This window comes from Streptomyces sp. NPDC051976, assembly GCF_040680795.1.
Classification (GTDB): Bacteria; Actinomycetota; Actinomycetes; order Streptomycetales; family Streptomycetaceae; genus Actinacidiphila.
On sequence record NZ_JBFAXL010000074.1, the window covers coordinates 1 to 22685 of the forward strand.

The 22685-nt window shown below is 72.7% G+C and carries 28 protein-coding genes and 3 pseudogenes; 13 read left to right on the plus strand and 18 right to left on the minus strand.

Annotation, left to right across the window (positions count from 1 at the left end; translation table 11 throughout):
• Positions 1 to 33: 33 nt before the first annotated feature.
• The 3 genes from AB0M29_RS39860 to AB0M29_RS39870 all read right to left on the minus strand — a co-directional run bounded on the left by AB0M29_RS39860 (position 34) and on the right by AB0M29_RS39870 (position 3090).
• Positions 34 to 1038 (minus strand): Gfo/Idh/MocA family oxidoreductase, encoded by a 1005-nt coding sequence (locus AB0M29_RS39860; protein WP_365391709.1) that lies wholly within the window; start codon positions 1036 to 1038, stop codon positions 34 to 36.
• 94 nt (positions 1039 to 1132) lie between these two features.
• Positions 1133 to 1909 carry an SDR family oxidoreductase gene (locus AB0M29_RS39865; RefSeq protein ID WP_365391710.1) on the minus strand — a complete coding sequence of 259 codons (777 nt, stop codon included), beginning with the start codon at positions 1907 to 1909 and terminating at the stop codon, positions 1133 to 1135.
• Positions 1910 to 1917: 8 nt separating this feature from the next.
• Positions 1918 to 3090 (minus strand): phytanoyl-CoA dioxygenase family protein, encoded by a 1173-nt coding sequence (locus AB0M29_RS39870; protein WP_365391711.1) that lies wholly within the window; start codon positions 3088 to 3090, stop codon positions 1918 to 1920.
• 109 nt (positions 3091 to 3199) lie between these two features.
• Between AB0M29_RS39870 and AB0M29_RS39875 the strand changes: the two genes are divergently transcribed.
• Complete coding sequence (locus AB0M29_RS39875) at positions 3200 to 4231, plus strand: LacI family DNA-binding transcriptional regulator (protein WP_365391755.1); 1032 nt, start codon at positions 3200 to 3202, stop codon at positions 4229 to 4231.
• Here the strand turns inward: AB0M29_RS39875 and AB0M29_RS39880 are convergent.
• Entirely contained in the window at positions 4212 to 5372 is a 1161-nt protein-coding gene (locus AB0M29_RS39880) for a Gfo/Idh/MocA family oxidoreductase (protein WP_365391712.1), read from the minus strand. The genes AB0M29_RS39875 and AB0M29_RS39880 overlap by 20 nt on opposite strands.
• A 130-nt stretch (positions 5373 to 5502) precedes the next feature.
• Between AB0M29_RS39880 and AB0M29_RS39885 the strand changes: the two genes are divergently transcribed.
• Together AB0M29_RS39885 and AB0M29_RS39890 are read left to right on the plus strand one after the other, a co-directional pair.
• Positions 5503 to 6516: a LacI family DNA-binding transcriptional regulator gene (locus tag AB0M29_RS39885; protein WP_365391713.1), complete on the plus strand. Its 1014-nt coding sequence runs from the start codon at positions 5503 to 5505 to the stop codon at positions 6514 to 6516.
• A gap of 66 nt (positions 6517 to 6582) precedes the next feature.
• Positions 6583 to 7437, plus strand: a complete 855-nt coding sequence (locus AB0M29_RS39890) for a GPP34 family phosphoprotein (protein WP_365391714.1) — start codon at positions 6583 to 6585, stop codon at positions 7435 to 7437.
• Positions 7438 to 7471: 34 nt separating this feature from the next.
• Here the strand turns inward: AB0M29_RS39890 and AB0M29_RS39895 are convergent, their stop codons facing one another.
• Complete coding sequence (locus AB0M29_RS39895; protein WP_365391715.1) at positions 7472 to 8272, minus strand: N-acetylmuramoyl-L-alanine amidase; 801 nt, start codon at positions 8270 to 8272, stop codon at positions 7472 to 7474.
• A gap of 208 nt (positions 8273 to 8480) precedes the next feature.
• On the opposite strand from AB0M29_RS39895, the gene AB0M29_RS39900 reads away from it, so the two are divergent.
• Complete coding sequence (locus AB0M29_RS39900; protein ID WP_365391716.1) at positions 8481 to 8918, plus strand: hypothetical protein; 438 nt, start codon at positions 8481 to 8483, stop codon at positions 8916 to 8918.
• A gap of 51 nt (positions 8919 to 8969) precedes the next feature.
• The gene (locus AB0M29_RS39905) at positions 8970 to 9467 is read left to right on the plus strand and encodes a GNAT family N-acetyltransferase (RefSeq protein ID WP_365391717.1); all 498 of its coding nucleotides are present in this window, start codon (positions 8970 to 8972) and stop codon (positions 9465 to 9467) included.
• 222 nt (positions 9468 to 9689) lie between these two features.
• Here AB0M29_RS39905 and AB0M29_RS39910 read toward each other — a convergent pair.
• Both AB0M29_RS39910 and AB0M29_RS39915 read right to left on the minus strand, forming a co-directional pair.
• Positions 9690 to 10100: pseudogene (locus AB0M29_RS39910) on the minus strand (metal-dependent transcriptional regulator); the annotation flags it as partial.
• An 8-nt stretch (positions 10101 to 10108) separates the two neighbouring features.
• The gene (locus AB0M29_RS39915) at positions 10109 to 10651 is read right to left on the minus strand and encodes a YbhB/YbcL family Raf kinase inhibitor-like protein (protein ID WP_365391718.1); all 543 of its coding nucleotides are present in this window, start codon (positions 10649 to 10651) and stop codon (positions 10109 to 10111) included.
• Between the two features lie 184 nt (positions 10652 to 10835).
• Between AB0M29_RS39915 and AB0M29_RS39920 the strand changes: the two genes are divergently transcribed.
• On the plus strand, positions 10836 to 11519 hold the full coding sequence (locus AB0M29_RS39920) for a GntR family transcriptional regulator (RefSeq protein ID WP_365391719.1): 684 nt from the start codon (positions 10836 to 10838) through the stop codon (positions 11517 to 11519).
• 76 nt (positions 11520 to 11595) lie between these two features.
• Here the strand turns inward: AB0M29_RS39920 and AB0M29_RS39925 are convergent, their stop codons facing one another.
• Positions 11596 to 12885, minus strand: a complete 1290-nt coding sequence (locus AB0M29_RS39925; RefSeq protein ID WP_365391720.1) for a protein kinase — start codon at positions 12883 to 12885, stop codon at positions 11596 to 11598.
• Positions 12886 to 13098: 213 nt separating this feature from the next.
• Here AB0M29_RS39925 and AB0M29_RS39930 point away from each other — a divergent pair, with 213 nt between their 5' ends.
• Complete coding sequence (locus AB0M29_RS39930) at positions 13099 to 13407, plus strand: hypothetical protein (protein WP_365391721.1); 309 nt, start codon at positions 13099 to 13101, stop codon at positions 13405 to 13407.
• A 28-nt stretch (positions 13408 to 13435) separates the two neighbouring features.
• On the opposite strand, the gene AB0M29_RS39935 is transcribed toward AB0M29_RS39930, so the two are convergent.
• Both AB0M29_RS39935 and AB0M29_RS39940 read right to left on the minus strand, forming a co-directional pair.
• Positions 13436 to 13777 (minus strand): plasmid stabilization protein, encoded by a 342-nt coding sequence (locus AB0M29_RS39935; RefSeq protein ID WP_365391722.1) that lies wholly within the window; start codon positions 13775 to 13777, stop codon positions 13436 to 13438.
• 386 nt (positions 13778 to 14163) lie between these two features.
• Positions 14164 to 14339 (minus strand): annotated as a pseudogene (locus AB0M29_RS39940) (class I SAM-dependent methyltransferase); the annotation flags it as partial.
• 141 nt (positions 14340 to 14480) lie between these two features.
• Here AB0M29_RS39940 and AB0M29_RS39945 point away from each other — a divergent pair.
• From AB0M29_RS39945 to AB0M29_RS39965, 5 genes are all read left to right on the plus strand, one after another.
• Entirely contained in the window at positions 14481 to 15197 is a 717-nt protein-coding gene (locus AB0M29_RS39945; protein WP_365391723.1) for a hypothetical protein, read from the plus strand.
• Between the two features lie 69 nt (positions 15198 to 15266).
• On the plus strand, positions 15267 to 16076 hold the full coding sequence (locus AB0M29_RS39950) for an alpha/beta hydrolase (RefSeq protein ID WP_365391756.1): 810 nt from the start codon (positions 15267 to 15269) through the stop codon (positions 16074 to 16076).
• Complete coding sequence (locus AB0M29_RS39955) at positions 16076 to 17419, plus strand: SpoIIE family protein phosphatase (protein ID WP_365391724.1); 1344 nt, start codon at positions 16076 to 16078, stop codon at positions 17417 to 17419. The genes AB0M29_RS39950 and AB0M29_RS39955 overlap by 1 nt, the downstream gene beginning before the upstream one ends.
• Positions 17416 to 17730: an STAS domain-containing protein gene (locus tag AB0M29_RS39960; RefSeq protein WP_365391725.1), complete on the plus strand. Its 315-nt coding sequence runs from the start codon at positions 17416 to 17418 to the stop codon at positions 17728 to 17730. The genes AB0M29_RS39955 and AB0M29_RS39960 overlap by 4 nt, the downstream gene beginning before the upstream one ends.
• Positions 17727 to 18254 carry a GNAT family N-acetyltransferase gene (locus tag AB0M29_RS39965; RefSeq protein ID WP_365391726.1) on the plus strand — a complete coding sequence of 176 codons (528 nt, stop codon included), beginning with the start codon at positions 17727 to 17729 and terminating at the stop codon, positions 18252 to 18254. Before AB0M29_RS39960 ends, AB0M29_RS39965 begins: the two co-directional genes overlap by 4 nt.
• 23 nt (positions 18255 to 18277) lie before the next feature.
• Here AB0M29_RS39965 and AB0M29_RS39970 read toward each other — a convergent pair whose 3' ends face one another.
• From AB0M29_RS39970 to AB0M29_RS39980, 3 genes are all read right to left on the minus strand, one after another.
• Positions 18278 to 18841 (minus strand): DUF2231 domain-containing protein, encoded by a 564-nt coding sequence (locus AB0M29_RS39970; protein ID WP_365391727.1) that lies wholly within the window; start codon positions 18839 to 18841, stop codon positions 18278 to 18280.
• Positions 18842 to 18943: 102 nt separating this feature from the next.
• Entirely contained in the window at positions 18944 to 19420 is a 477-nt protein-coding gene (locus AB0M29_RS39975; protein WP_365391728.1) for an ATP-binding protein, read from the minus strand.
• Positions 19421 to 19550: 130 nt separating this feature from the next.
• Positions 19551 to 19901 (minus strand): helix-turn-helix domain-containing protein, encoded by a 351-nt coding sequence (locus AB0M29_RS39980; protein WP_365391729.1) that lies wholly within the window; start codon positions 19899 to 19901, stop codon positions 19551 to 19553.
• 128 nt (positions 19902 to 20029) lie between these two features.
• On the opposite strand from AB0M29_RS39980, the gene AB0M29_RS39985 reads away from it, so the two are divergent.
• Positions 20030 to 20452 carry an STAS domain-containing protein gene (locus AB0M29_RS39985; RefSeq protein WP_365391730.1) on the plus strand — a complete coding sequence of 141 codons (423 nt, stop codon included), beginning with the start codon at positions 20030 to 20032 and terminating at the stop codon, positions 20450 to 20452.
• 18 nt (positions 20453 to 20470) lie between these two features.
• On the opposite strand, the pseudogene AB0M29_RS39990 reads toward AB0M29_RS39985, so the two are convergent.
• From AB0M29_RS39990 to AB0M29_RS40010, 5 genes and pseudogenes are all read right to left on the minus strand, one after another.
• Positions 20471 to 20794: pseudogene (locus AB0M29_RS39990) on the minus strand (gas vesicle protein K); the annotation flags it as partial.
• Positions 20791 to 21063 carry a gas vesicle protein gene (locus AB0M29_RS39995; protein WP_365391731.1) on the minus strand — a complete coding sequence of 91 codons (273 nt, stop codon included), beginning with the start codon at positions 21061 to 21063 and terminating at the stop codon, positions 20791 to 20793. The gene AB0M29_RS39995 and the pseudogene AB0M29_RS39990, both read right to left, overlap by 4 nt.
• Positions 21060 to 21866 (minus strand): GvpL/GvpF family gas vesicle protein, encoded by an 807-nt coding sequence (locus tag AB0M29_RS40000; protein WP_365391732.1) that lies wholly within the window; start codon positions 21864 to 21866, stop codon positions 21060 to 21062. The genes AB0M29_RS39995 and AB0M29_RS40000 overlap by 4 nt, the downstream gene beginning before the upstream one ends.
• Entirely contained in the window at positions 21863 to 22324 is a 462-nt protein-coding gene (locus tag AB0M29_RS40005; protein ID WP_365391733.1) for a gas vesicle protein, read from the minus strand. The genes AB0M29_RS40000 and AB0M29_RS40005 overlap by 4 nt, the downstream gene beginning before the upstream one ends.
• A gap of 7 nt (positions 22325 to 22331) precedes the next feature.
• On the minus strand, positions 22332 to 22682 hold the full coding sequence (locus AB0M29_RS40010) for a gas vesicle protein (RefSeq protein ID WP_365391734.1): 351 nt from the start codon (positions 22680 to 22682) through the stop codon (positions 22332 to 22334).
• Positions 22683 to 22685 lie beyond the last annotated feature (3 nt).

Consider the following 22685-nt stretch of genomic DNA (forward strand, 5'->3'; position numbering starts at 1 on the left):
GGGGGGGCCCCCCCCGCGCCGGATCCGTACCGCTCAGCCCTGCCGTATCTCCTGGACGGTCACGGGGCGGTGCTCGTGCAGGGACAGCGTGCACGCCTCGGCGATCCAGCCGGCCTCCAGCGCGTCCGCGACCGTGCAGGGGGAGGGCAGGGAACCCGCCACGACCTCGGTGAACGCGGTGAGTTCCGCGCGGTAGGCCGCCGCGAAGCGGTCCATGAAGAAGTCGTGCGGGGTACCGGCGGGGAAGGTCACCCCGGGCTCCACGGACCGCAGCGGCAGCTTGTCCTCCAGGCCCACGGCGATGGAGTCCCGGAAGCCGTGGATCTCCATGCGCACGTCGTAACCTCGGGCGTTGTGGCGGGAGTTGGAGACCACCGCGATCGTGCCGTCGTCCAGGGTGAGGACGGCGCCCGTGGTGTCCGCGTCGCCCGCCGCCTTGATGTAGTCGGCGCCGCGGTTGCCGCCGACGGCGTACACCTCGGTCACCTCGCGGCCGGTCACCCAGCGGATGATGTCGAAGTCGTGCACCGAGCAGTCGCGGAAGATACCGCCGGAGGCGGCGACGTACGCGGCCGGTGGCGGCGCCGGGTCCAGCGTGGTCGACCGTACGGTGTGCAGCGTGCCCAGCTCACCGGTCCGCACGGCGGCGCGCGCGGCCACGAAGCCGGCGTCGAAGCGGCGGTTGTAGCCGATCTGGATCGGCACCGCGCTGTCCTCGACGGCCTTCAGCACCTCGACGCCTTCCGCCATGGCGCGGGCGACGGGCTTCTCGCAGAAGACCGGCACACCCGCCTCGGCGGCGGCCAGGATCAGCGCGGGGTGGGCGTCGGTGGCGGCCGCGATGACGACGCCGTCCACGCCGGCGGCGAGGACCGCCTCGGGGGAGTCGGCCACCTGGGCGCCGAACCGCTCGGCCGCGGCCTTGGCCGCGTCCGTGAACGGGTCGCTGACGACGAGGGACTCGACCACGTCGAGCCCGGCGAGGGTCTCGGCGTGGAAGGCGCCGATCCGGCCGAGGCCGAGGATTCCGATGCGCATGGGGTGTTGCTCCTTGGGTGTGGACGTGGTGCGTGTGCGTGTGGCTGTCGGTGCGGGGTGAAGCAGGTCTCCGGGCGGGACCGCCTCGGGCGGGTCAGTCGAGACCGCCGAGGACGTTCTGGTCCCAGTCGATCACCGAGCCGGTGACCACACCGGAACGGTCGGACAGCAGGAGGACCACGACGTCGGCGATCTCGTCCGGTTGGCCGAGTCGGCCCATCGGGAGGCGTTCGGCGGCCTGCTCCCGCCAGTCGTCCCCGGCGCCGTGGAAGGCTTTCTGGGTCGCGTCCTCGCCCTCGGTCGCCGTCCAGCCGATGTTGAGGCCGTTGATCCGGACCCGGTCCCAGCGGTGGGCGTGCGCGGCGTTGCGGGTCAGGCCGATCAGCCCGGCCTTCGCGGCGACGTACGGCGCCAGGAAGGGCTGCCCGCCGTGCGCCGAGGACGTGATGATGTTGACGACCGTGCCCGGGGCCTTGCGCGCCACCATGTCCGCGACGACCGCCTGCATGGCGAAGAACGGCGCCTTCAGGTTGATCGCGATGTGCTGGTCGAACAGCTCGGGCGTGGTGTCGAGCAGGGTGCCGCGCGAGGTGAGCCCGGCCGAGTTCACCAGGCAGTCGACCCGTCCGTACGCGGCGATCACCTCGGCCGCGGCCGCCTTCGCCTCGGCGGCGTCCGACAGGTCGGCGCGCACGTACATCGCCGTGCCGCCCCGCCCGGTCAGCTCGGCGACCAGGGCCCGGCCGGGTTCGGGGCGCCGTCCGGTTACGGCCACCGCGGCGCCTTCCCGCACGGCGGCCCGGGCGACCGCGGCGCCCACGCCCTGGCTGCCGCCGTTGACGAGGACGATCTTGTCGTCGAGAAGTCCCATGGTGTCCCTCAGCTCTCGCGTCGTTCGGCGCGGGCGCGCAGTTCGGCCCGCAGCACCTCGGCAGTCCACCGCTCCCGCACCGCGCGGCGTACGACATCGGCCTGCGAGGGCGGGGCGAGCCCGCCGACCGGCGGGTCGCTGTCGAGATTGGTGGGGAAGGGGTAGCCCTCGGCGCAGGCGGCGACGACCCTGTCCAGCCACTCCTCGCCTGCGCCCTCGGCCGCGCGCTTGAGCAGCGCGGGGAAGACGGCGTTGCATACCACCTCGCGGTCCACCGTCTCCATCGCGCGCCCGAACGCGGACGACACCTGGAGCAGATTGGCCATGCGCCGGGTGCCCGCCGAGCGGTTGGTACCCGCCGCGTGGAAGAGCGCCGGGTTGAAGAACGCGGCATCGCCCTTGGCGAGCGGGAGTTGGACCTGGTGCGCCGCGAAGTGCGCCTGGAACTGCGGAAGACGCCATGCCAGGTACCCGGCCTCGAACTTCTGGGAATGCGGCAGATACATCGTCGGCCCCGACTCCACGGGCATGTCGCCGTGCGCGACCGCGCCCTGGAGAGTCAGCGCGGGGGAGAGGCGGTGGACGTGCGCGGGGTAGCCGGCCGCCACCTCGTCGGAGAGGAAGCCGAGGTGGTAGTCGCGGTGCGGGGTCTGCGCGGCGCCGCCCGGGTTGACCACGTTGACCTGGGAGGTGACCTGGTAGCCGGGGCCGAGCCAGGCGGCGCAGACCAGCGCCAGGATGTCGTTGGCGTAGTAGTCGGCGAACGCCTCGGCGTCGTGGAGCGCCGCCTTCTCCAGCGCGTTCCACACCCGGTCGTTGGCCCCCGGCCGGGCGAAGTGGTCCCCCGTGCCCGCGCCCGAGGCGCGCTGCTCGGCGATCAGGGCGTCGAACACTCCGGTCACCCGGTCGACGACGGCCGGGTCCGGGAAGGCGCCCCGGAACACCGCGATGCCCGGCCCGTCGGCGAGCGCGCGGATCAGCTCGGCCTGCACCTCGCGGCGCTCGGCGCCGCCGGCGCGCCGCAGCCGGTCGCAGTCGTAGACCAGCACGTTCCGGTCCACACCGGAGGCGTACGGATAGTCGGCGAGGTCGGTCGGCTGCCGGACCAGTGCGTCGAACGCGGCGAGGTCGCAGTCCCGCGCGGAGAGCCAGGCGTGGTGCTGCACGGAAGTGAAGGACATCGTCGTCCCCTCAGGTTTCACGGGGCGGAGCGGCTCTGTCATTGTTGTCATGACAAACCCCTCGAACAACCAGCAGGAAGCCATCAAAAACCCCTCAAGGAGCCGCCTCGTGGGCCACCCCTTCCCGATCAGGGAAATCGCACGTCAGGCGGGCCTGAGCGAGGCCACGGTCGACCGGGTCCTGAACGGCCGCGGCGGGGTGCGGGAGAGCACCGCCCGTGAGGTGCGCGGGGCCATCGCCGACCTGGACCGGCAGCGCACCCAGGTCCGGCTGGTCGGCCGTACGTTCATGATCGACATCGTGATGCAGACCCCGGAACGGTTCTCCACCGCGGTACGGGCCGCGCTCGAGGCCGAACTGCCGTCCCTGCATCCGGCCGTCGTGCGCTCGCGCTTCCACTTCCGGGAGACCGGGCCGGTGGCGGACCTGGTCGGGACGCTGGACCGGATCGCCCGGCGCGGCTCGCAGGGGGTGATCCTCAAGGCCCCTGACGTGCCCGAGATCGTCGCCGCCGTCGGCCGGCTCGTCGCCGCCGGGATTCCGGTCGTGACCCTGGTGACGGACCTGCCCGCGAGCCCGCGGCTGGCCTACGTCGGCATCGACAACCGGGCGGCGGGCGCCACGGCCGCGTACCTCATGGGCAAGTGGCTCGGTGACCGGCCGGGCAATGTGCTGACCAGCCTCAGCAGCGGCTTCTTCCGCAACGAGGAGGAGCGCGAGATGGGCTTCCGCAGCGCCATGCGCGCGCTGCACCCGGAGCGCGCCCTCGTCGGGATCGCCGAGGGCCACGGCCTGGACGCCACGCAGTACGACCTCGTCCGGGCCGCCCTGGAGCGCGACCCGGGCATCCGCGCCGTCTACTCCATCGGCGGCGGCAACATCGCGACCCTGCGCGCCTTCGAGGACCTGGACCGCGACTGCGCCGTCTTCGTCGCCCACGACCTCGACCACGACAACACCCGGCTGCTGCGGGAGCACCGGCTGTCGGCGGTGCTCCATCACGACCTGCGCCACGACATGCGCGAGGCGTGCCGCACGGTCATGCGGGCGCACGGCGCGCTGCCGCCCGCGGGCCCCACGCTGCCGTCGGCGATCCAGGTGGTTACGCCGTACAACATGCCTACGACGCCGGCAGGTTGACCCACGACCCGCTCTCCGCGGAGCGCGCCATCGCGTCGAGTACGGCCGCGCTGCGCACGGCGTCGGTGAGCGTGGCACCGTACGGCTTCCCCTCGGCGATCGAGCGCAGGAAGCGGTACGCCTCGATCACCTTCAGGTCGTCGTAGCCCATGGCGTTCGCCGCGCCGGGCTGGAAGGCGCCGAACTCGCCGTCGCCCGGGCCGACGTAGACCGTGCTCACGGGCTGGTCCTGGTAGCGGTCGCCGCGGCTGACGCCCAGCTCGTTCATCCGGCGGAAGTCCCAGAACACCGCGCCCTTGGTGCCGTGCACCTCGAACCCGTACGTGTTCTGCTCGCCGACCGAGACCCGGCAGGCCTCCAGGACACCGCGGGCGCCGGAGGCGAAGCGCAGCAGGCAGTTGACGTAGTCCTCGTTCTCCACGGGGCCGGACTCGCCGCCGGCGGCCCGGGTGTGGCCGGCCGTCGCCGTGGTCGGGCGGGACCGCTCGGGCACGAAGACCGCCGTGTCGGCGGTCAGGGAGGCGATGTCGCCGAGCAGGTACGCGGCCAGGTCCGCGCCGTGCGAGGCGAGGTCGCCCAGCACTCCGCTGCCGCCGCGCTCCCGCTCGTACCGCCAGGTCAGGGCGGACTCGGGGTGCGCCGCGTAGTCGCTGAACAGGCGGAAGCGGACATGGGTGACCGCGCCGAGCTCGCCGGAGGCGATCAGGTCGCGGGCGGCCTCCACGGCGGGCGCGTTGCGGTAGTTGAAGCCGACGGCGCCCTGGACGCCGGCCATGGCGACCGCGTCGGCCACCGCCCGGGCGTCGGCCGTCGTGAGGCCCACCGGCTTCTCGATCCACAGGTGCTTGCCGGCCTCGGCCATCGCGACGCCGATCTCCCGGTGCAGGAAGTTCGGCGCGGTGACGCTGACCGCCCGGACGCGCGGATCGGCGGCCACCTCACGCCAGTCGCGGGTGGCCGCGGCGAACCCGAACCGGGCGGCGGCCTCCTCGGCCCGGCCCGGCACATCCTCGGCGACGGTCACCAGCTCCGGGCGCAGGGCCAGCCGCGGGTAGTGGTGCCGGACCCGGGCGTACGCCTGGGTGTGCACCCGGCCCATCCAGCCGAATCCGACGACGGCGACGCCGAGTGCCTCCACCATGACCACTCCCCACTTGGACCTACTTGAGCTAGTTGGACCGTTCCAAACCTCTTCCAGGCCACCCTGAAGCGGTGTTCACCCTGGTGTCAACCCTTTGACAAGTCGAAACACTCCATGGAACGGTCCACTCATGAGATCGCCGACGATCCGCGACGTGGCCGACAGGGCGGGTGTCTCCAAGTCCCTGGTCTCCCTGGTGCTGCGCGGCTCCGACCAGGTGCGCCCCGAGAAGCGCGAGGCGGTGCTGCGGGCGGTGCGCGAGCTCGGCTACCGGCCGAACGCGGCCGCGCGCAGCCTCAGCGAGCAGCGCACCCGCACCATCGGCGTCCTCCTCAACGACCTGCGCAACCCCTGGTTCGTGGACCTCCTCGACGGTCTGAACCCGCTGCTGCACGACAACGGCCTGCACATGCTGCTGGCCGACGCCCGGCTCAACCGCCGCACCGGCCAGGACCTGGCGGGCCCCTTTCTGGACCTGCGGGTCGACGGCCTCCTCGTGGTCGGCACCCTGCCCGACCCGGCCGCGCTCGGCACGGTCGCCGAGCGCATCCCGGTCGTCGTCGCGGGCGCCCGCGAAGCCGTACCCCCCGGAGTGGACGTCGTCGCGGGCGACGACGAGCAGGGCGCGCGGCTGGTCACCGAGCACCTCATCTCCCTCGGCCACCGCCGTATCGCCCACATCGCCGGATACGGCGCGGTCGGCGAGCTGCGGCGACGCAGCTTCGAGGCCACGATGAGGGAGCACGGGCTGGCGGACACCGCGCTGGTCGAGCCCAGCGACATGACCGAGGAAGGCGGCTACCGGACGACGGTACGGCTGCTCAGCCGCCCCGAGCGGCCCACCGCCATCGTCGCCGTCAACGACATCGCCTCCGTCGGCGCGCTCTCCGCCGCCGAGGAACTGGGCCTGCGCGTCCCCCGGGACCTCTCCGTGACCGGCTACGACAACACCTCCCTGTCCCGGCTGCGCCACCTCTGGCTCACCACCGTCGACAACGCCGGCCACGAGGTCGGCCGCCGCGCGGCCCGCTGCCTCCTCGACCGCTTCGACACCCCGTCCACCCCGGGCCGCGTCCACCTCGCCCCACCCACCCTGGAGATCCGCGGCACCACGGTCCCGCCCCCGCCGCACCTCGGCGGCTGACCCCGCACCGCACCGCTCCCCGCGGAAGGGTGCCCTCCGCCGGGAGCAGTACCTACCCTCGAAGACATGACATGGGGGGACGAACTGCTGCTGCTGGCGATCGATCCGGGTCGGCGGCGGATACGGGGCGGGGGGCGGCTCCGGTTCGCCCTGCGGGCGGCCGAGGTGGCCGAACTGGCCGCGGAGGGACGGATATCGCTCGGGCCGCGGCGGATCGACGTGGTGGATCCCGCGCGCCTGGACGACCGCCGCCTGAACAATGTGCTGCACGTCCTGGCCGGGACCACGCCCGCGCCCAGCGTCGAGGTCTGGCTGCGGGAGACGCCGCGCTCCCTCGCCACCGAGTACCTGTCCCGGCTGCAGGACCAGCGGACCGTACGGGTCCGCCGGTCGCGCGGGCGCAACGGGCGGACCCGCCACGACATCCTCTCCGTCGACGTGCCGCGTCGGGAGGCGCTGGTGGCGGAGGTCGACGCGGCGGTGCGTGCCGGTTCCGACGCGGCGCCCTCCGCCGAGCGCGCGCTGGTCCTCGCCGCCCTCGTCCAGGCGGCCGACCTCGCCCGCACCGTGTACCCCGGCCTGCGCGGCGCCTCCGCCCGCCGGCGCCTGGCCCAGCTCGTCGCCGCCGACCGCCTCGCCTCCGCCGCCGCGACCGCGTCCGCCGCCGTCCCCGACCGGGAACTCGCGGACGCCTTCAGCACCGGCATCGAAGGACTGAGCCACCGTCTCCACCGCGAACTCAGCGATCTGTACGCCGACTTCACCACCGGCGGCCACGGCCTCGGCCACGATCTGGACCCCGGTGCCTGGTCGGGCGCGGACGCCTCGCACCACCACACCGGCGGCCACCACGCGTCCGGCGGCGACGGCGGAGGTCACCACGGCGGCGGCCATCACGGTGGAGGCGGCGACGGGTGGTGACCCGTACCAACTCGCCCGCGCCGCCGCTTGCCCGTCAGGCGGTGACCGAGAAGCCGTGCCGCTGACCGAGCTCGGCCAGCGACGGGTGATCGGGGACACCGTCCGCCTCCGGGCCGCCGTACCCCAGGCGCCGCTGCCAGGCCGCGTACGCCGTGACGGTGAGGCGCTCGAAGTCGCCGTCGTGGTGGAGGTTGTCGAGCAGGCCCTCGGCGTGCAGCGCCCCCTCGACGAGGCGGACGCCCGCCGGGTACGCCGGGAGTCGCCGCCCGGCTTCCCCGTTGGAGGGGGTGGCGGCGATCAGCCGTCCCAGGTCGACGGCCGGCCCGCCGTCCGCGTCCGGGGCCAGGATCTCCTTCGCGCGGGCGATGATCTGCCCGCGCTGCTCCTTGCGCTTGTCACCGGGGCAGTGCGGGTGCCCGCCCCACGCGTCGCCGCCCACGCCGTGCCAGGTCAGGCCGTGCTCGGTCGTGCTGTCCACGACCTTCAACGGCCAGCCGAAGGTGGCGTTCCCCCAGGCGTAGATGTGTGCCACCCCCTCCACCTGCGCGGCGGTCAGCGGCGTGTCCGAGTGCCCCTCGGTCTCCACACTGGCGTAGTACGGGTTGCCCAGATGCTGGCAGAAGGCGTAGTCGACGCCGGTCTCGACGTACTGCTCGACGAGGCCGGTGCCGCTGACCCAGAAGTCGGAACTGGCCTGCGAGGTGGGGTTGTTGAAGTAGCCGTACGGGCTGCTGGTGTCGTCCTGCACGTGCAGGACCAGTCCGCGGTGTTCGAGCACACCGTTCTTGTGGGCGTTGACGACGGGCCGCCAGGCGGCGCCGGGCATACGTGTCATAGGTTCTCCAAGCAGGGACCGGAGCTCCGGCCGGGACGACATCGGAGCGCCGTAGGAACAGGACGGCCCGGCCGACTCATGGCCGTGCCTCCAGCGGGGTGCAGCTCAGAATCTGCATCCCCCGGCCCCGGATCCCAAGGACGACACGGGCCGCATTCGGGTGGCGGCACGGTGGCAGCGGGCTGAGGCCCGGAAGGGGGCAGCGAAGGTGGGCACCGGCAGGATCGCCGAACTCTGGCAGACATATCAGGCGCCCGGGTGGGACGGCCTGTACCGCCGCGACGGATTGGCGCGGGAGGCCGAGGTGGACGGCCCCGGCCTGGCGTGGCTCGACCTGGGCGCCCGCTTCGATGTCGACGCGCTGCTGGAACGGGACCCGGAGAACGTGTCCAGTGTGGACCCCGACCCGCGGACGCTCGTCGCACTGCCGGACGGGTCGGGGTATGTGTGCGGCGGCGCGAGCGATATGGGGTCGGAGGGGTTCTTCGCGCGGCTGGACCCACACCGCCAGTTGGTCTGGCTGGTGTTCCTCAGCGACTCCAACCCCTTCGAGCGGACCACAGTCGAGGGCTCACTCGCCACCTTCGCCAACAACCTCGGCAACGCGATCACCATCGACCTGGACGACCCCGACTTCGCACTGTGACGGTCACCAACCGGCTCTCCGTGGAGCCGAGTGGTTGATTACTGTGGCCGTATGTCCGCGCTGTCGCTCTCCCCGCTTCGGCTCACTGCCGACGACATCGCCGATGTCGTCGGCATCTACGCGTCGAACCCCGAGTACGGCCGTGTCTCCGGTGAGTACGACTCCGCGCACATCGACGCCCGGCAGGTGGAAGCCGAAGTGCGCGACGACATGACCGGTGGTTCCGTCTACCTGCTCGCCAAGGACGGCGACGGCACGGTGGTGGGTCTGGTGTCGGTTCTCGGGCAGCACCCGAAGGACGGCTACCCGTGGATCGGGCTGCTGATGGTGCACGGCGACCGGCACCGCACGGGGCAGGGGCGGCGGCTGGCCCTCGCGGTGGAGGAACGGCTCCGCACCGAGGACCGGGAAGGCGTCCGCCTGGCGGTCCTGGAGAACAACCCGACGGCCCTGGCCTTCTGGGCCTCCCTGGGCTGGCAGGAGATCGACCGCCGCAAGGATGTGCAGCACGGCCGACCATGCGTCGTCATGCACAAGCGGTTGGCCTGATCACCGGGAGGAGACCGTACGCCGACCGCCCCCCCGCGGATCACCCGGCATGCGCTCGCACACACCAGACGACCCGACGGGGGGCCGGGGCGGCCCGAGCGGTGCCGTACGAGGCGGTCAGTGACCGATGGCGTCCCGCGTCTTGTCGATCATCGCCGCGAAGGGCACGGTCACCGCGAGCGCGGCGGGGGAGCCGGCGTGGTCGCCGACCGCCTGCCCGAACTCCGCCAGACCCGGGATGGGGTCGCCGTAGGGCGATGTCGTCGGGTGCCCCAGCAGTACGAGGACGCGGCGCTCGACGGCCTCGCTCATGACGTGTGCCCAGCGGCGGGCTTCCGCCTGGGCCGGCTCCCGATCGAGCCCGATCACATCGACGAGCAGGCACTCCGCGAGCCGGTGCCTGCCCAGCACGCGCACCGCGAGCCACCGCCCCTGGGGCGTCAACTCCAGGCGCCCGTCGTCGGCGACGCGCAGCAGGTTGTCGCGCGCCAGCCGGGCGACGGTCTGGCTGACGGTGGGGCCGCTGCGGTGGAGCCGCTCGGCGATACGGGCCCGCCGGGGGACCGTGCCCTCCTCCTCCAGTTCCGCGATCGTGCGGAGATAGGTCCGCGTGGTGTTGGTGGGTCCGGCCATGCCGTTCGTCAGGCGGCGGGGGTTTCGGCGCTGGCGGTCAGGACCGCGCGGCCCAGTGTGTGGGCGGTCATGGTGAAGCCGAGGACGGCCGGGGTGGCGTCGGGGGCGACGCCGATGGACTCGATGTCGAGGGCGTGCACGACGACGAAGTAGCGGTGGGGCCCGTGTCCGGCCGGCGGGGCGGCGCCGATGTAGCGGGAGGCGCGGGCGTCGTTGGGCAGTTGGAAGGCGCCTTCGGGCAGGCCGGAACCGGTGTCGTCGCCGGCGCCCGCGGGCAGTTCGGTCACGGTGGCCGGGATGTCGGCGACAGCCCAGTGCCAGAAGCCCGACCCGGTGGGGGCGTCGGGGTCGTAGACGGTGACGGCGTAGCTCTTGGTGCCCTCCGGCGCGCCGCTCCACGACAGCTGCGGCGACACGTCCTCGCCGCCGGGGACGCCGAACATCCCGGAGAACTGCTCGATCGGCCAGGGCGCGCCGTCGGACACGGTGGTGCTGGTGACGGTGAAGGGGGCCGCCTCGGGGAGGCGGGCGAAGGGGTTGTTGGCGCTCATCGCGTCGTTCCTTTCAGACCAAGGGCTGCGGGAGGGCGGGGACGCGGCCGGAGGACGGAGAGCCCGCACGGCGTGCGAGGGCACGCAGCACGGCCGCCAGAGGCGTCCTGGCGTCGCGTCGTCGCCCGCAGATCGACGATAACACAGATAATCGATTATCTCCGGGATCGTCTATGCTGACCGCATGACGCAGCCGACGGCCCCCACCTCGACCACACCGGGGAAGCAGATGCTCTCCGAGCAGGTCTACGCACACCTGCGGGACGCGATCCTGCGCGGCGACCACGCCCCCGGCGACGCCCTCAAACCGCAGGACCTCGCAAAGGAACAGGGCGTGAGCCTGGCCGTCGTCCGCGAGGCCCTCGTACGGGTGGTGGGGGACGGCCTCGCCGACCGGCTGCCCAACCGCGGCTTCGCCGTCCCCGCGTTCTCCGACCGCCGCTGGCAGGAGATCGCCGAGGCCCGCCGCACCATCGAGCCGCTCATGCTGCGCATGTCCATCGAACGCGGCGACGTCGACTGGGAGGCCCGCGTACGCGCCGCCCACCACCGGCTGGCCCGCACCCCGCCGTACGCCCCGGATGAGGGCGCGCACTACACCGCCGCCTGGGCCGAGGCCCACCGCCTCTTCCACCGCACCCTGCTGGAAGGCTGCGGCAACCCCGTCCTCATGGAGACCTTCGACCGGCTGTGGACCGCGAGCGAACTCGCCCGCCGCTGGGCGGCCACCCGCACCCCCGCCCGCGACGGCATCGACGAACACCGCAGCCTGGAGGAGGCGGCCCTCGCCCGCGACCCCGAAACCGCCGCCACGGTCCTGACCCGCCACCTCACCGTGACCGCGGCCGCCCTCACCGCGAGGGACTGACGCCTCGGGCTACGTCGGGGGGCGTGTTGTCGCGCCCGTCATTCAGGGTGCCCCGGGGCCAGGCGCGGCGAGTGCGTCAGCCGTCCTCGTGGCCGTGCTTGCCGGGGCCGTGGCCCTTGCCGTGCGCCGGGGCACCGTTCGACGTTCGGTCCCCGCCGCGCACCGGCTTCGTGTGCGACTTCGACGAGGACGTGGGCCCGGACGCGGGCCCGGACGCGGGCCCGGACGCGGGCCCGGACGCGGGCCCGGACGCCGGGCCAGACGCGGCGGGGGCAGTGGGGGAGTGGCTGCCCGGGTGGGGCGACAGCACCGCGGACGGGGGCGTGCCGGGTGAAGAGGTGCCGCCTCCGGGCGGGCCGATGGCGAAGATCGCGGCGGAGATGAGCCCAGCGCCGCCTGCGGCGCCCGCGGCGATCCAGGGGCGGCGGCGATGGCCGCGGTGCGCGTGATGGTGCGCGGGCGGGGGGACCGGCAGCGGCGTGGTGGCCGTCTGGTCCTGACGGGCGGCCGCTCCCACCGGAAGGGCGACGGGGACGCGGTCCCGCTCCGGCTCGGGTTCCCGCCAGGCATCACTCGCGGACCACCGCACGACGCCGGGCGCCGCCGGCCGCAGGGCCGGATCCTTGGCCAGCATCTTCAGCAGATAGGCGTCGACGGCGCCGGGAACCCCCGACTGCAGGGCGCTCGGGGGCACCGGCTCTGTCTCGACGTGCCGCCGCAGCGCCGCCAGCGCGCTGTCCCCGCCGAACGGCGGCCGCCCGGTGAGGAGCTCGTAGAGAACGCAGCCGAGTGCGTAGACGTCGCTGGCCGGTTGGGCGGGACGCCCCAGTGCCCGCTCGGGGGCGAGGTACAAGGTGGTGCCGACCACCTCTCCGGTACGGGTCAGCGACAGGGCCGACTCGTCGGTCAGCCGGGCTATGCCGAAGTCGGCGATCTTGACCGTACCGTCGTCGTCCAGGATGAGGTTCGCCGGTTTGATGTCCCGGTGGATCACGCCGTGCTCATGGGCGGCCGTGAGCCCACCCGCCACCTGCCCGGCGATGTCGACGATCCGTGCCGGGTCCATCGGGCCGTGCGCGGCCAGCTCGTCCGCCAGGTTCGAGCCGTGCACGAACTCCATGACCAGGTACGACACGTCCCCTTCCGCCGCGTAGTCGTAGACCGCGACCACATGCGGGTCGTCGAGCCGCGCGGCGGCCCTCGCCTCGGTACGGAACCTGGCCAGCGTCACCTCGTCGACACCGGAGCTGGGCAGCATCTTCACCGCGACCTCGCGCCCCAGCAGCTCGTCCGAGGCCCGCCAGACCTGCCCCATCGCACCCCGGCCCAGCCGGGCGCCCAATCGGTACCGATCAGCGAGCAACACAGGACAACCCCTTCCCTGCCTCCACCCCCAGGCCCTCATCGTGTCGACACTGCCCGTCTGCCCCGCTCCGCGCCATCCATGACGGCTGGGTCGCGGTTCCGGTCCGACGGTGGTAGGCCCGCTCGGACCCGATCGTGTTCGTGCGGCGCGGCGCAGGGTAGACGCCCAGTGGAAACCCGTGCCAGGTGCCGGGTATCGAGGCGGGTGGTCGGCGTGAGTGCGGGCTTGTCGAAGCGGGAACAGCAGATCTGGTCGGACATCGAGGCCGAGCTCGGCCATGATCGCCAATTGCAGCGGTGCATGCGCACCGGCCGTACGGGCTGGGGTCGTGCGCTGGCGGAGAGCGAGGAGATCGCCTCCGGCATCACGGTGATCCTGCTCCTCGCCGCCGTGGCCATCGTGGCGGTGGCCCTGAGGGGCGGATTCGCCGTCGTCGTCCTGCCCGCCGTGGTGGTCAGCGCGGCGGCAGCCTTGGCTGCGGCTCACTGGCACCGGATATGGCGGGCAGGACGACGAAGGTGACCACGCGCGGCTCACGCCGCGCGCCGCTTCAGCGGCTGAGCGCCCGGGCGAGCTGGGCCTTGTTCATGGTGGAGCGGCCCGGGACGTTACGCCGGCGGGCCTCCCTGTAGAGCTGCTCGCGGGTCGGTCCCGTGGAGCGGGCGGCGGAGCGCTGCCCGGTGCGCCGGGCCGGGGCCGTGGCGCGGGTGGTGGTACGGCTGACGGTACGGGCCTCGCCCGCACGGCCGCGCGCCTTGGTCACCTTCCGCGCGGTGGTGGTCGCCGCACGCCGGGTGCTCGTGGTCTGCCGCTTCGCGCTCACGCTCTGGCGCTTCGCGGTGGTCCTGACGGGCTTTCGCTTGGTACTCGATGCCTTGGGCATGTTGCTCATCACTCCTGTCCCATGGATGGGCTTGGGTGGTGCGTACCCGGCCAGTGTCGTCACGGGGCGCAAGCCGACGCGCGCTGACGCCCCCCATTCGGCTCACATGCCCAGGTGGGAGGGGGTGCGGCTGAGCGGCCGGTCGCGGCAGGCGACATCAGTGACCCGGCACTTCGGTCCTGGGCCGCGCGTCGGGCCCCGCCAGCCGTGCGTCGGACGGCGCCGACCGTGCGTCGTGCTCAGGGCCGCCGTGCCCGAGCCGAGGCCGGCTCACACACCTGCCGGTCGCGGGTGCCTACCGCCAGCCAGGCGGCGGCGCGGAAGACGTATGCCGTCATCGGTGCCGCGACCGGCCCCACGCCCGGACGGACCGTCATCTCCCCGACGGCGAACCCCGCCGTCACCTCCGCCGAAGGCGCGCCGCCGCGAGCAGGCTCGACGTCAGAACCCCGGTCCCCGCGGCCAGTTCGAGGATCCGCCGCGGGCGCGGCGCCGCCGCCCGCGCGGCCAGATCCTCGGCGAAGGGCCGGAAGACCGCCGGGACGAGATGGCGCTCGTAGGCCACCGGCATGGACTCGGACCACCGCCGGCCGCGGCACTGGTGAATCGGGCGCACATGGTCGCCGCGAGGGCGGGCAGACGGATCTTCGACAGCGTTCGACAGGGTTCGACAGCATTCGGCGGCCCGAAGCCGCGGAGACCAGGGAGATCGATGGGCAGGAGCCGTGCGGAGGCCCGCCTGAGCCATCCGCGGCACGACCGGCGGGGCGAGCCCCGGCTGCCCGCCGTCCTCGCCACGCTCGCCGCCGGCGGTCTCTATGTGGCGCTGCCGCAGCAGCTCCTCATCGCGCCGCGCTTCGTGCTGCCGGCGCTGGAACTGCTGCTGCTCGTGCCGCTCATCGCGATCAACCCCCGGCGTCTGACGCGGCAGACCCGTACCTTCCGGGTCCTGTCGCTGACGCTCGTGCTCGTCATCGCGGCGATGAACCTGACGGCCCTGGGCATCCTCGTCCACGAGCTGCTCCACGCCCAGGTCCACGACGGCCGTTCGCTGCTGGCGGCGGCACTGCAGGTCTGGCTCACCAACATCATCGTGTTCGGTCTGGCGTACTGGGAGATGGACCGCGGCGGCCCCGTGGCCCGCACCCAGGCTCCCCGGGCCGAGCTGCCGCTGGCGGACTTCCGCTTCTCGCAGGACGAGAACGACGACGCGGTCCAGGAGGTGTCGGACGGGGCGAGCAAGAACTCCGACTGGGTTCCGACGCTGATGGACTACCTCTACATCTCCGTGACGAACTCCACCGCCTTCAGCCCCACCGACACCATGCCGCTGTCCACCCGCGCGAAGCTGCTGATGAGCGTGGAGAGCGTCGCCGCCCTGATGACCTCATTGCTGGTGATCGCCCGTGCGGTGAGCATCCTGCACTGATCCGGTCCGGGGACCGGCCCGGGCTGACCGATGGATGAGGCTTCTGAGGTGGATGGGAGTATGAGCGGCATGGACATACGCGCCAGGAACAATGTGACGGTGACGGGTCGGAGCGACGGGCCGGTGGTGGTGCTCGCGCACGGTTTCGGCTGTGACCAGAACATGTGGCGCATGGTCGTGCCCGCGCTGGGCGCGCACTACCGGCTGGTGCTGTTCGACTACGTGGGCTCCGGCGGCTCGGACCTGTCGGCGTTCAGCGAGGAGCGGTACTCCTCGCTGGAGGGATACGCCCGGGACGTGGTGGAGGTCTGCGAGGAGCTGGACCTGGAGGGGGCGGCGTTCGTCGGGCACTCGGTCAGCTCGATGGTGGGGGTGCTGGCGGCGCGGATGGCGCCCGGGCGGATCGGGGCGCTGCTGATGGTGGCTCCCTCGCCCTGCTACGTCGACGACGACACCACCGGCTACCGCGGCGGCTTCTCGGCGCAGGACATCGAGGAGCTGCTGGAATCCCTGGAGTCGAACTACCTGGGCTGGTCGTCCGCGATGGCCCCGGTCATCATGGGCAATCCGGAGCGCCCGGAGCTCGGGCACGAGCTGACCAACAGCTTCTGCGCCACCGACCCGGACATCGCCCGGGTCTTCGCCCGTACGACGTTCCTGTCCGACAGCCGCGAGGAACTGAAGAGCGTCGAGGTGCCGACCCTGGTGCTGGAATGCGCCCAGGACGTGATCGCGCCCCGCGAGGTCGGTGCGTACGTACACGCCGCGATCCCCTCCTCGCGCCTGGTCACTCTCGACGCGACGGGGCACTGCCCGCAGCTCAGCGCCCCCGAGGCGACCGCCGACGCGCTCCTCGCCTTTCTCGCGGCACGACGGTGATGTGCCGCACCGGCGAGTGGCCGGAGCGGCCGGAGACCGACGGCACGGAGGGTACGGACGCCACGTTCAGCGCGCTGCTGGAGGACAGCGTCGAGGAACTGTACGAGTCGGCGCCCTGCGGTTACCTGTCCACACTGATGGACGGCTCCATCGCGAAGATCAACACCACGCTGCTGGACTGGCTCGGCGTGGACCGGACGGCGGTGGTGGGCACGCTCCGCTTCGCCGACCTGCTCACCGTCGGCGGCAAGCTCTACCACGAGACGCACTTCGCGCCGCTGCTGCGCATGCAGGGCGAGGTGCACGGGATCGCCGTGGAGCTGAAGCGCGCCGACGGGCGGCGGCTGCCGGTCCTGGTGTCCTCCGTGGTCAAGCACGGCAGCGACGGTGAGCCGCAGCTGATCCGTACCACGGTCTTCGACGCCTCCGACCGGCGCGCGTACGAGCTGGAACTCCTGCAGCGCCGTCAGGACGCCGAGCGGGCACGGACCGAGGCAGAGCGTGCCCGTGCCGAGGCGGAGCGGGCCCGTCGGCAGGCCGAGGCCGACCGGGAGCGGCTCGCCGACGCGCTCGCGGTCCTGCAGCAGTCGCTCGTCCCCTCCTCGCTGCCCGCCGTGCCCGGGCTGGAGGCGGCCGTCTACTACCACACCGCCTCCTCCGACCGGCTGGGCGGCGACTTCTACGACCTGTTCGGTGTGGGCGAGGGCCGGTGGGCGTTCTTCCTGGGCGATGTGTGCGGCAAGGGCCCCCAGGCGGCCTCCCTGACCTCACTGACCCGCTACACCCTCCGGGCCGCCGCTCTCCATGACCCCGAGCCGGCCGCCGCACTGGCCACGCTGAACGCCGTACTGCACGAGCGGTACGCCGCCGACGGCGATCCCCGCTACTGCACCGTCATCTTCGGCGTCATCGAGCCCGACGCGGAGGGCGGCCGCGCCACCGTACGGCTGGCGTCCGGCGGCCACCCGCCGGCCCTGGTCGTACGAGCCGACGGCAGCGCCGACTACCTGCCCACCCCCGGCGGACTGCTCGTCGGTGTCGTGCCCGACGCTCCCTTCACGACCGCGGAGGCCACGCTCGCCGAGGGCGACGCGCTGCTGCTCTACACCGACGGCCTCACCGAGGCCCGTACCGGTCCCACTCGTGCGAGTCTGTTCGGCGACGACGCCCTGCGCGCCTTCGCCACCGGTCACGCCCCCACCACGCCCGCCGAGATGATCACCCAGCTGACCGGTCTGCTGAAGAGCTTCGGCGACGGCCTGGACGACGACACCGCCCTGCTCGCACTCGGCGTGCCGACCGCCCGCCCGACCACCCACCCGGCGGCGAATCCACCACGATGAGCCCGTTGACCATCACCCACCACGACACCACCACCGGACCGGTCCTGCACGTGACCGGGGCACTCGACTACGAGCACGGCGCCGCGCTACGGGAACAGGTCGCACGCCTCGCCCTGAACCCGGGCCAGAATCTGCGGATCGTCCTGTCCGGCCTGGAGTTCTGCGACTCCACCGGCATCACCGTCCTGCTCGCCGCCCGCCAGCTCGCCCTGGCCGCGGACGCCGACCTGACCCTGACCGCGGTCCCCACCGACACCCTGCGCATCCTCACCCTGGTCGGCCTGGACCAGGTCTTCACCATCCGCCCGTGACCACCCTCGAAGCCGGGAGCTTCCACACCGGAAGGCTGGCGATCCTGCCCCTGCGGGTCGAGCACGCGGAAGAGATGGCCGCCGTGCTGTCCGACCCGGCTCTACACACCTTCATCGGGGGCGCTCCGGCCACCGAACAGGCTCTGCGCGCCCGTTACGAACGCCTCGTCACGGGGTCGCCCGACCCCGCCGTCTCCTGGTGCAACTGGGTCATCCAGCTCCGCGACGCGGGCTGCCTCACGGGCACGGTTCAGGCGACGGTCGCCACCACCGACGAAGGCGGCCGTGTCGCGGAGATCGCCTGGGTGGTGGGGACCGCGTGGCAGGGGCGCGGCATCGCGACCGAAGCGGCCCGGGCACTTGTCGGCTGGCTCGGTGACCACGGGGTGCGGACGGTCATCGCCCACATCCACCCCGACCACCAGGCGTCCGCCGCCGTCGCCACCGCCATCGGCCTGACTCCCACCGGCCAGTGGCAGGACGGCGAGATCAGGTGGCGGCTCGTGCGTGAGTCTCGTGCGTGAGTGAGGGGGAACGCCGCGGAGGCTCAGGCGCCTTCGGGGTGGTCGATGTTCCGCGACTGGCGGTACGCGAGGTGGCCGCCCAGGATTCCGCCGACGGTCGCCACGGTCAGACCCGCGAAACCCCACGCCCGCCCGGCCAGGGGGCGGCCCCGCAGCCTGGCGACGAGGGAGGCGGTGTAGCAGGTGACGCCGATCGTGTTGGCGGCGGCGTGCACCACGCCCACCCGTAGCTGCCGCTGGTCCTGCTCCGCCCAGTCGACCAGCCCCGCCGCCACCGCGGGAACCGCCCCGGCCAGACCGAGGGCCACCAGACCCGCCGCGGCCCGCCCCTCGCCGGGCACGAGGTCGAGCACGGCGGCGCTCGACCAGCAGCCGATGGGGATCTGCACCAGCGCGGGGTGGAGCGGGTGTCCGAGCCAGGTGCCGCGGATCATCCCGCGGGCCGTGCCCAGCGGGACCGCCCGTACGGCCCGCCGCAGCGGCCCGGCCACGGCGTCCAGGTACCTCTGGTCCTCGACCCAGCCCAGCGCCTCGCGTACCGGCGCGCGCTGGTCAAGAGCGTCGTGCATCCGCTGATTGAGCGTCATGACGTACGCCTTCCCCGCTCGGAACCCGTACACCTCGGCGTCGCGAAACACGCCTCTCATGGCCGTGCGCCTCCGGCGCGATCGCGCGTCGTCGGGCGGGACTCACGGGGCCTGGCGGCCGGTCATGTCTCCGCCGGTGTCGTCGGCGAGCACGACGGCCGCGGTGATCCGCTTGCCCACAACCTCCCGGTGGATGGAGAAGGCCTGGCTGAGCGCCATCACGATCTCCAGGCCGTGCTGGCCGACCCGGTGGGGGTCGGCGGGCAGCACCGACGGCAGCGTCGTACTGCTGTCCCACACGCTCACCTGCACAGCGCCCTCGACGATCTCCAGGTCCAGCAGGCACGGCCCGAGCGCGTACTTGCGGGCGTTGGTCACCAGCTCGCTCACCACCAGCTCCACCACGCCCATCGCCCGTCGCGACACCGGCAGACCGTGCACCGCCTGCACCGACGTCAGGAACTCACAGGCCATGTCCCGGGCGGCACCAATGCTCTGGGTCTCCTCGAACGCGGCCGACGCCACGATCGGAAGACGCGTGAGCGGCTCCTGCCCCTCATCCAGTTCGACCAGCTCCATACATCCGCCTCTGCTTCCCCGCACGCCCTTACATCCGGCTCGCATACCCCGGATACGCGCCTCGATGCCGCCGAGTTTCGGCCGGGGCGGTCCCGCCGCCGTTTCGGCAGGTCGCGCGGCCCGGCACGCCCTAAGGGCTTGCCGGGAGATCCTGCGGGTCGCGCTGCTGGCGGGCGGCGGTGGCCGGGTCCAGGGAGAGGAGGGCGAGGAGGGCGGCCACGGTGGGGCCGGCGTCCGCCGGGTGCCGCAGGGAGGTGCCGCTGGGGATCTCGTAGCTGTTGGTGCGGCCGTTGCGGGTGTGGGTGAGATATCCGTCCGACTCGAGGTCGGCGATGATCTTCTGCACCGCGCGCTCGGTCACCATGCACTGCGCGGCGATGTCGCGTACGCGCACTTCCGGGTCTCTCGCGATGGCGGCGAGTACGCGTGCGTGATTGGTCAGAAACGTCCATCCGGTCGGTGGGCGGTCAACGTCAGCCATTGCGACATCGTACGACAGCGACTTCACGTCAGGCAAAGCGTGAATTCTTTTTCGTGTATCTCTTGACAGGTGTCGCCCGCGTTCCGCACGCTTGAGCCGCCAAGCGCGATACGGAGGAGGTCTGAGTAATGGTCGGCAGCAGGCTCTGTGCCCTTCCGCTCGAGTCGTCGGGCGTGATCGACCCGGCGACCGCTGAGCCGGCCGTCCGCCTGGTCAGGCATCTGCGCTCCGGGCTGTCCGTGCGACTGACCGACGTCGACGACCTGACGCGGGCGGCCGTCCACGGCGAGATCGACCTGGACTGCGCCGACATGCTGGAGCATGTGCTCGCGGACGCCCTGGAGTTCGCCCCTGACGGGCTCGAAGTCGACCTGGCGGCAGTCGCCTTCTTCGACTGCGCGGGACTGAACGCCCTGCTGCGGGTGCGCGACGTGGCGCGTCGGAAGGGCGCCGGGATGAAGGTGACCGCGATGTCGCCCGCGGTGCGGCGGGTCGTCGACCTCACGCAGAGCGGCCAGGCGCTCTGCGGGTCGCCGCACACCGTCAGTTGACCGGATCAGGGGCCGTAAGTCCCGGGGGAGCAGCGGGCCGAGGGGCCCGAGGTCGATGTTGAGGTCCTCGGGGTCAAGGCCGAAGTGCTCGCGCAGCTCCGTCATCCGGTCCTCCAGAGCCATCAGCGTCAGCCCGAGTTCCTCGATCTTCGCGTCGCTGAGACCGCCCTGGTCGATCCGCCGGATCGCCTGACGCTCCATCAACTGGCGCAGCAGCTCGACCACGGTCAGGACGAGACCGGCGAGACCGCGCTCGACCTCCTCGCGGTCGATGTCGAGACGCCGGGGCACGGACCTGGCCGGGAGACCGGGATCGGGGGGCGGGGGGCCGTCGGTCGTCATCGTGCGTCCTCCGAGGACGAGGACGAGGACGAGTGCGGGTGCGGGTACGGCTCTTCGGCTGTGGTGCCGTCCTGGGCGGCACGTATCGACGCCACCAGTGCCCGCAGGGAGATCCGTACGAGGTCCACATCGGCGATGCCCAGGATGATCTCGCCGCTGATCACGACCCCACCCGCGAGCACCCGGTCCAGCAGGTCGACCAGAGCGACCTCCTGCCCGGGGCCGGGGACGGCCGAGGGGGAACGCCGGGTGCCGGATGCGGTGGTCATACCCGCGGCTCCCCGGATTCCCGCCCCCGTGTCTCCTCCCCGACGAAGGAGTACGGGGGCCAGGGGCCGCTGAGTTGGAGGTCGACGTCGGGGAAGCGTTCCGCGCAGGCGGTGACGGCAGCCGAGAAGCGGTCGTCCTGGTCGCGTGCGACGAGGAAGGAGTCGTTGAGGATCATCCACCCCTCGTAGCCCGCCAGCCGCGGGTCCTGCGGCGGGTGGGCCACGGCGCGGGTCGCGGCCTCCTCCAGCGCCTGGCGGATGTCCGCGCTGCGGTCCCGGGCGCGGCGGTACGCCTGCTCGCGCTCTCCCTGTTGGGCCTTACGGCGCAGGAGATACGCCGTCCCCGGGCGGGTCGACGAGGTGCCCTGACCGTCGCCCGGCGCGTCCTCGCGCGCTGCCGGATCGATGTAGCCCTTCACGCCCCACTCGGCCCGCCCCCGAACCCTGGCGAACGCGTCGGCGAAGTCCGCGCCGCGCTCGCGCAGAACGGCGCGCACGGCCTCGTCGTCGTGGTAGACCGTCGCGAACTGCAACGGGACGACATCGCCGCCGCGGAACACGGTGTCGATGACCTGGTGATGCGCCCGGGCCGCCTCCTCCAGCCAACGCAGGTCCTCCAGATGCTCCTTGAGGGGCGCCTCGGCGAAGTCGGCCGCCGGCACGCCGCCCACGACGGCCGCCAGGGTGCCCTCGGTGACCAGCCGTACCGGCTCACCGGCGACGCCGGACATCCGGCCGGTGTCCGGCGGATCACCGGCGGGGGCCACGGCGTACAGCCAGACGACGTCGCTGACGGTGGTCATGAGCGACGGTCACCTCCACGTGACGGCGACCCGCGCCTGTCCGTGTCGCGGTCCCTGTCCCTGTCGCGGTCGCTGTCGCGGTTCGCGGAGACCTGCGACCGACCGCCTTCGAGGCGTCCCGCGGCGCCGTCGCCGCGCTCCGCCTCCAGGTCGCCGATGCGCCTGCGCAGCCGACGGTTCTCCTCCAGGACGTCGCGGTCGCCGGACGAGAGCATCGGATCGTGCTCCCACCAGTCGATGCCCATCTCGCGCGCCCGGTCGACCGACGCCACCACGAGGCGGATCTTGATGGTGAGCAGTTCGATGTCCAGCAGGTTGATCTTGATGTCACCGGCGATGACGATGCCCTTGTCGAGCACGCGCTCGAGGATGTCCGCGAGGTTGGCCGGTTCGGCGTGACCCGCCTCCCGCGAGGGACTCCTCGTCCGGCTCGGTCCGCTCCACACGGGCTGGTTCATCGGGACGTCACCCCTTGTCCGCGCGGCCTCGGTAGTACCGGTCGTCGCGCTTGTACGAGATCAGGTCGCCGTCGCCGTCGACGTCCACGCGGTAGACGGCCAGGATGTCGGTGGAGTCGGGAACCCGTCGGCTCTCCACCACTTCCACGCCCACCTGCCAGCCGTCGTCGGTACGGCTGAGCGACGTCACGCTCTCCGGGTCGTGGCCGGTCATCTCCTGTACGTACTCGGCGGCCTTGCGGGCGGCGTCCCGCGCCGAGAGTCGCGTGCCGGACCGGGAGCCGGTCTTCTCACCCGAGGACGCGCGCCCGCGCTCGGGCGCTCCCTCCGCTCCGCTCCTGCGCCGCGCGGCGGGCACGGT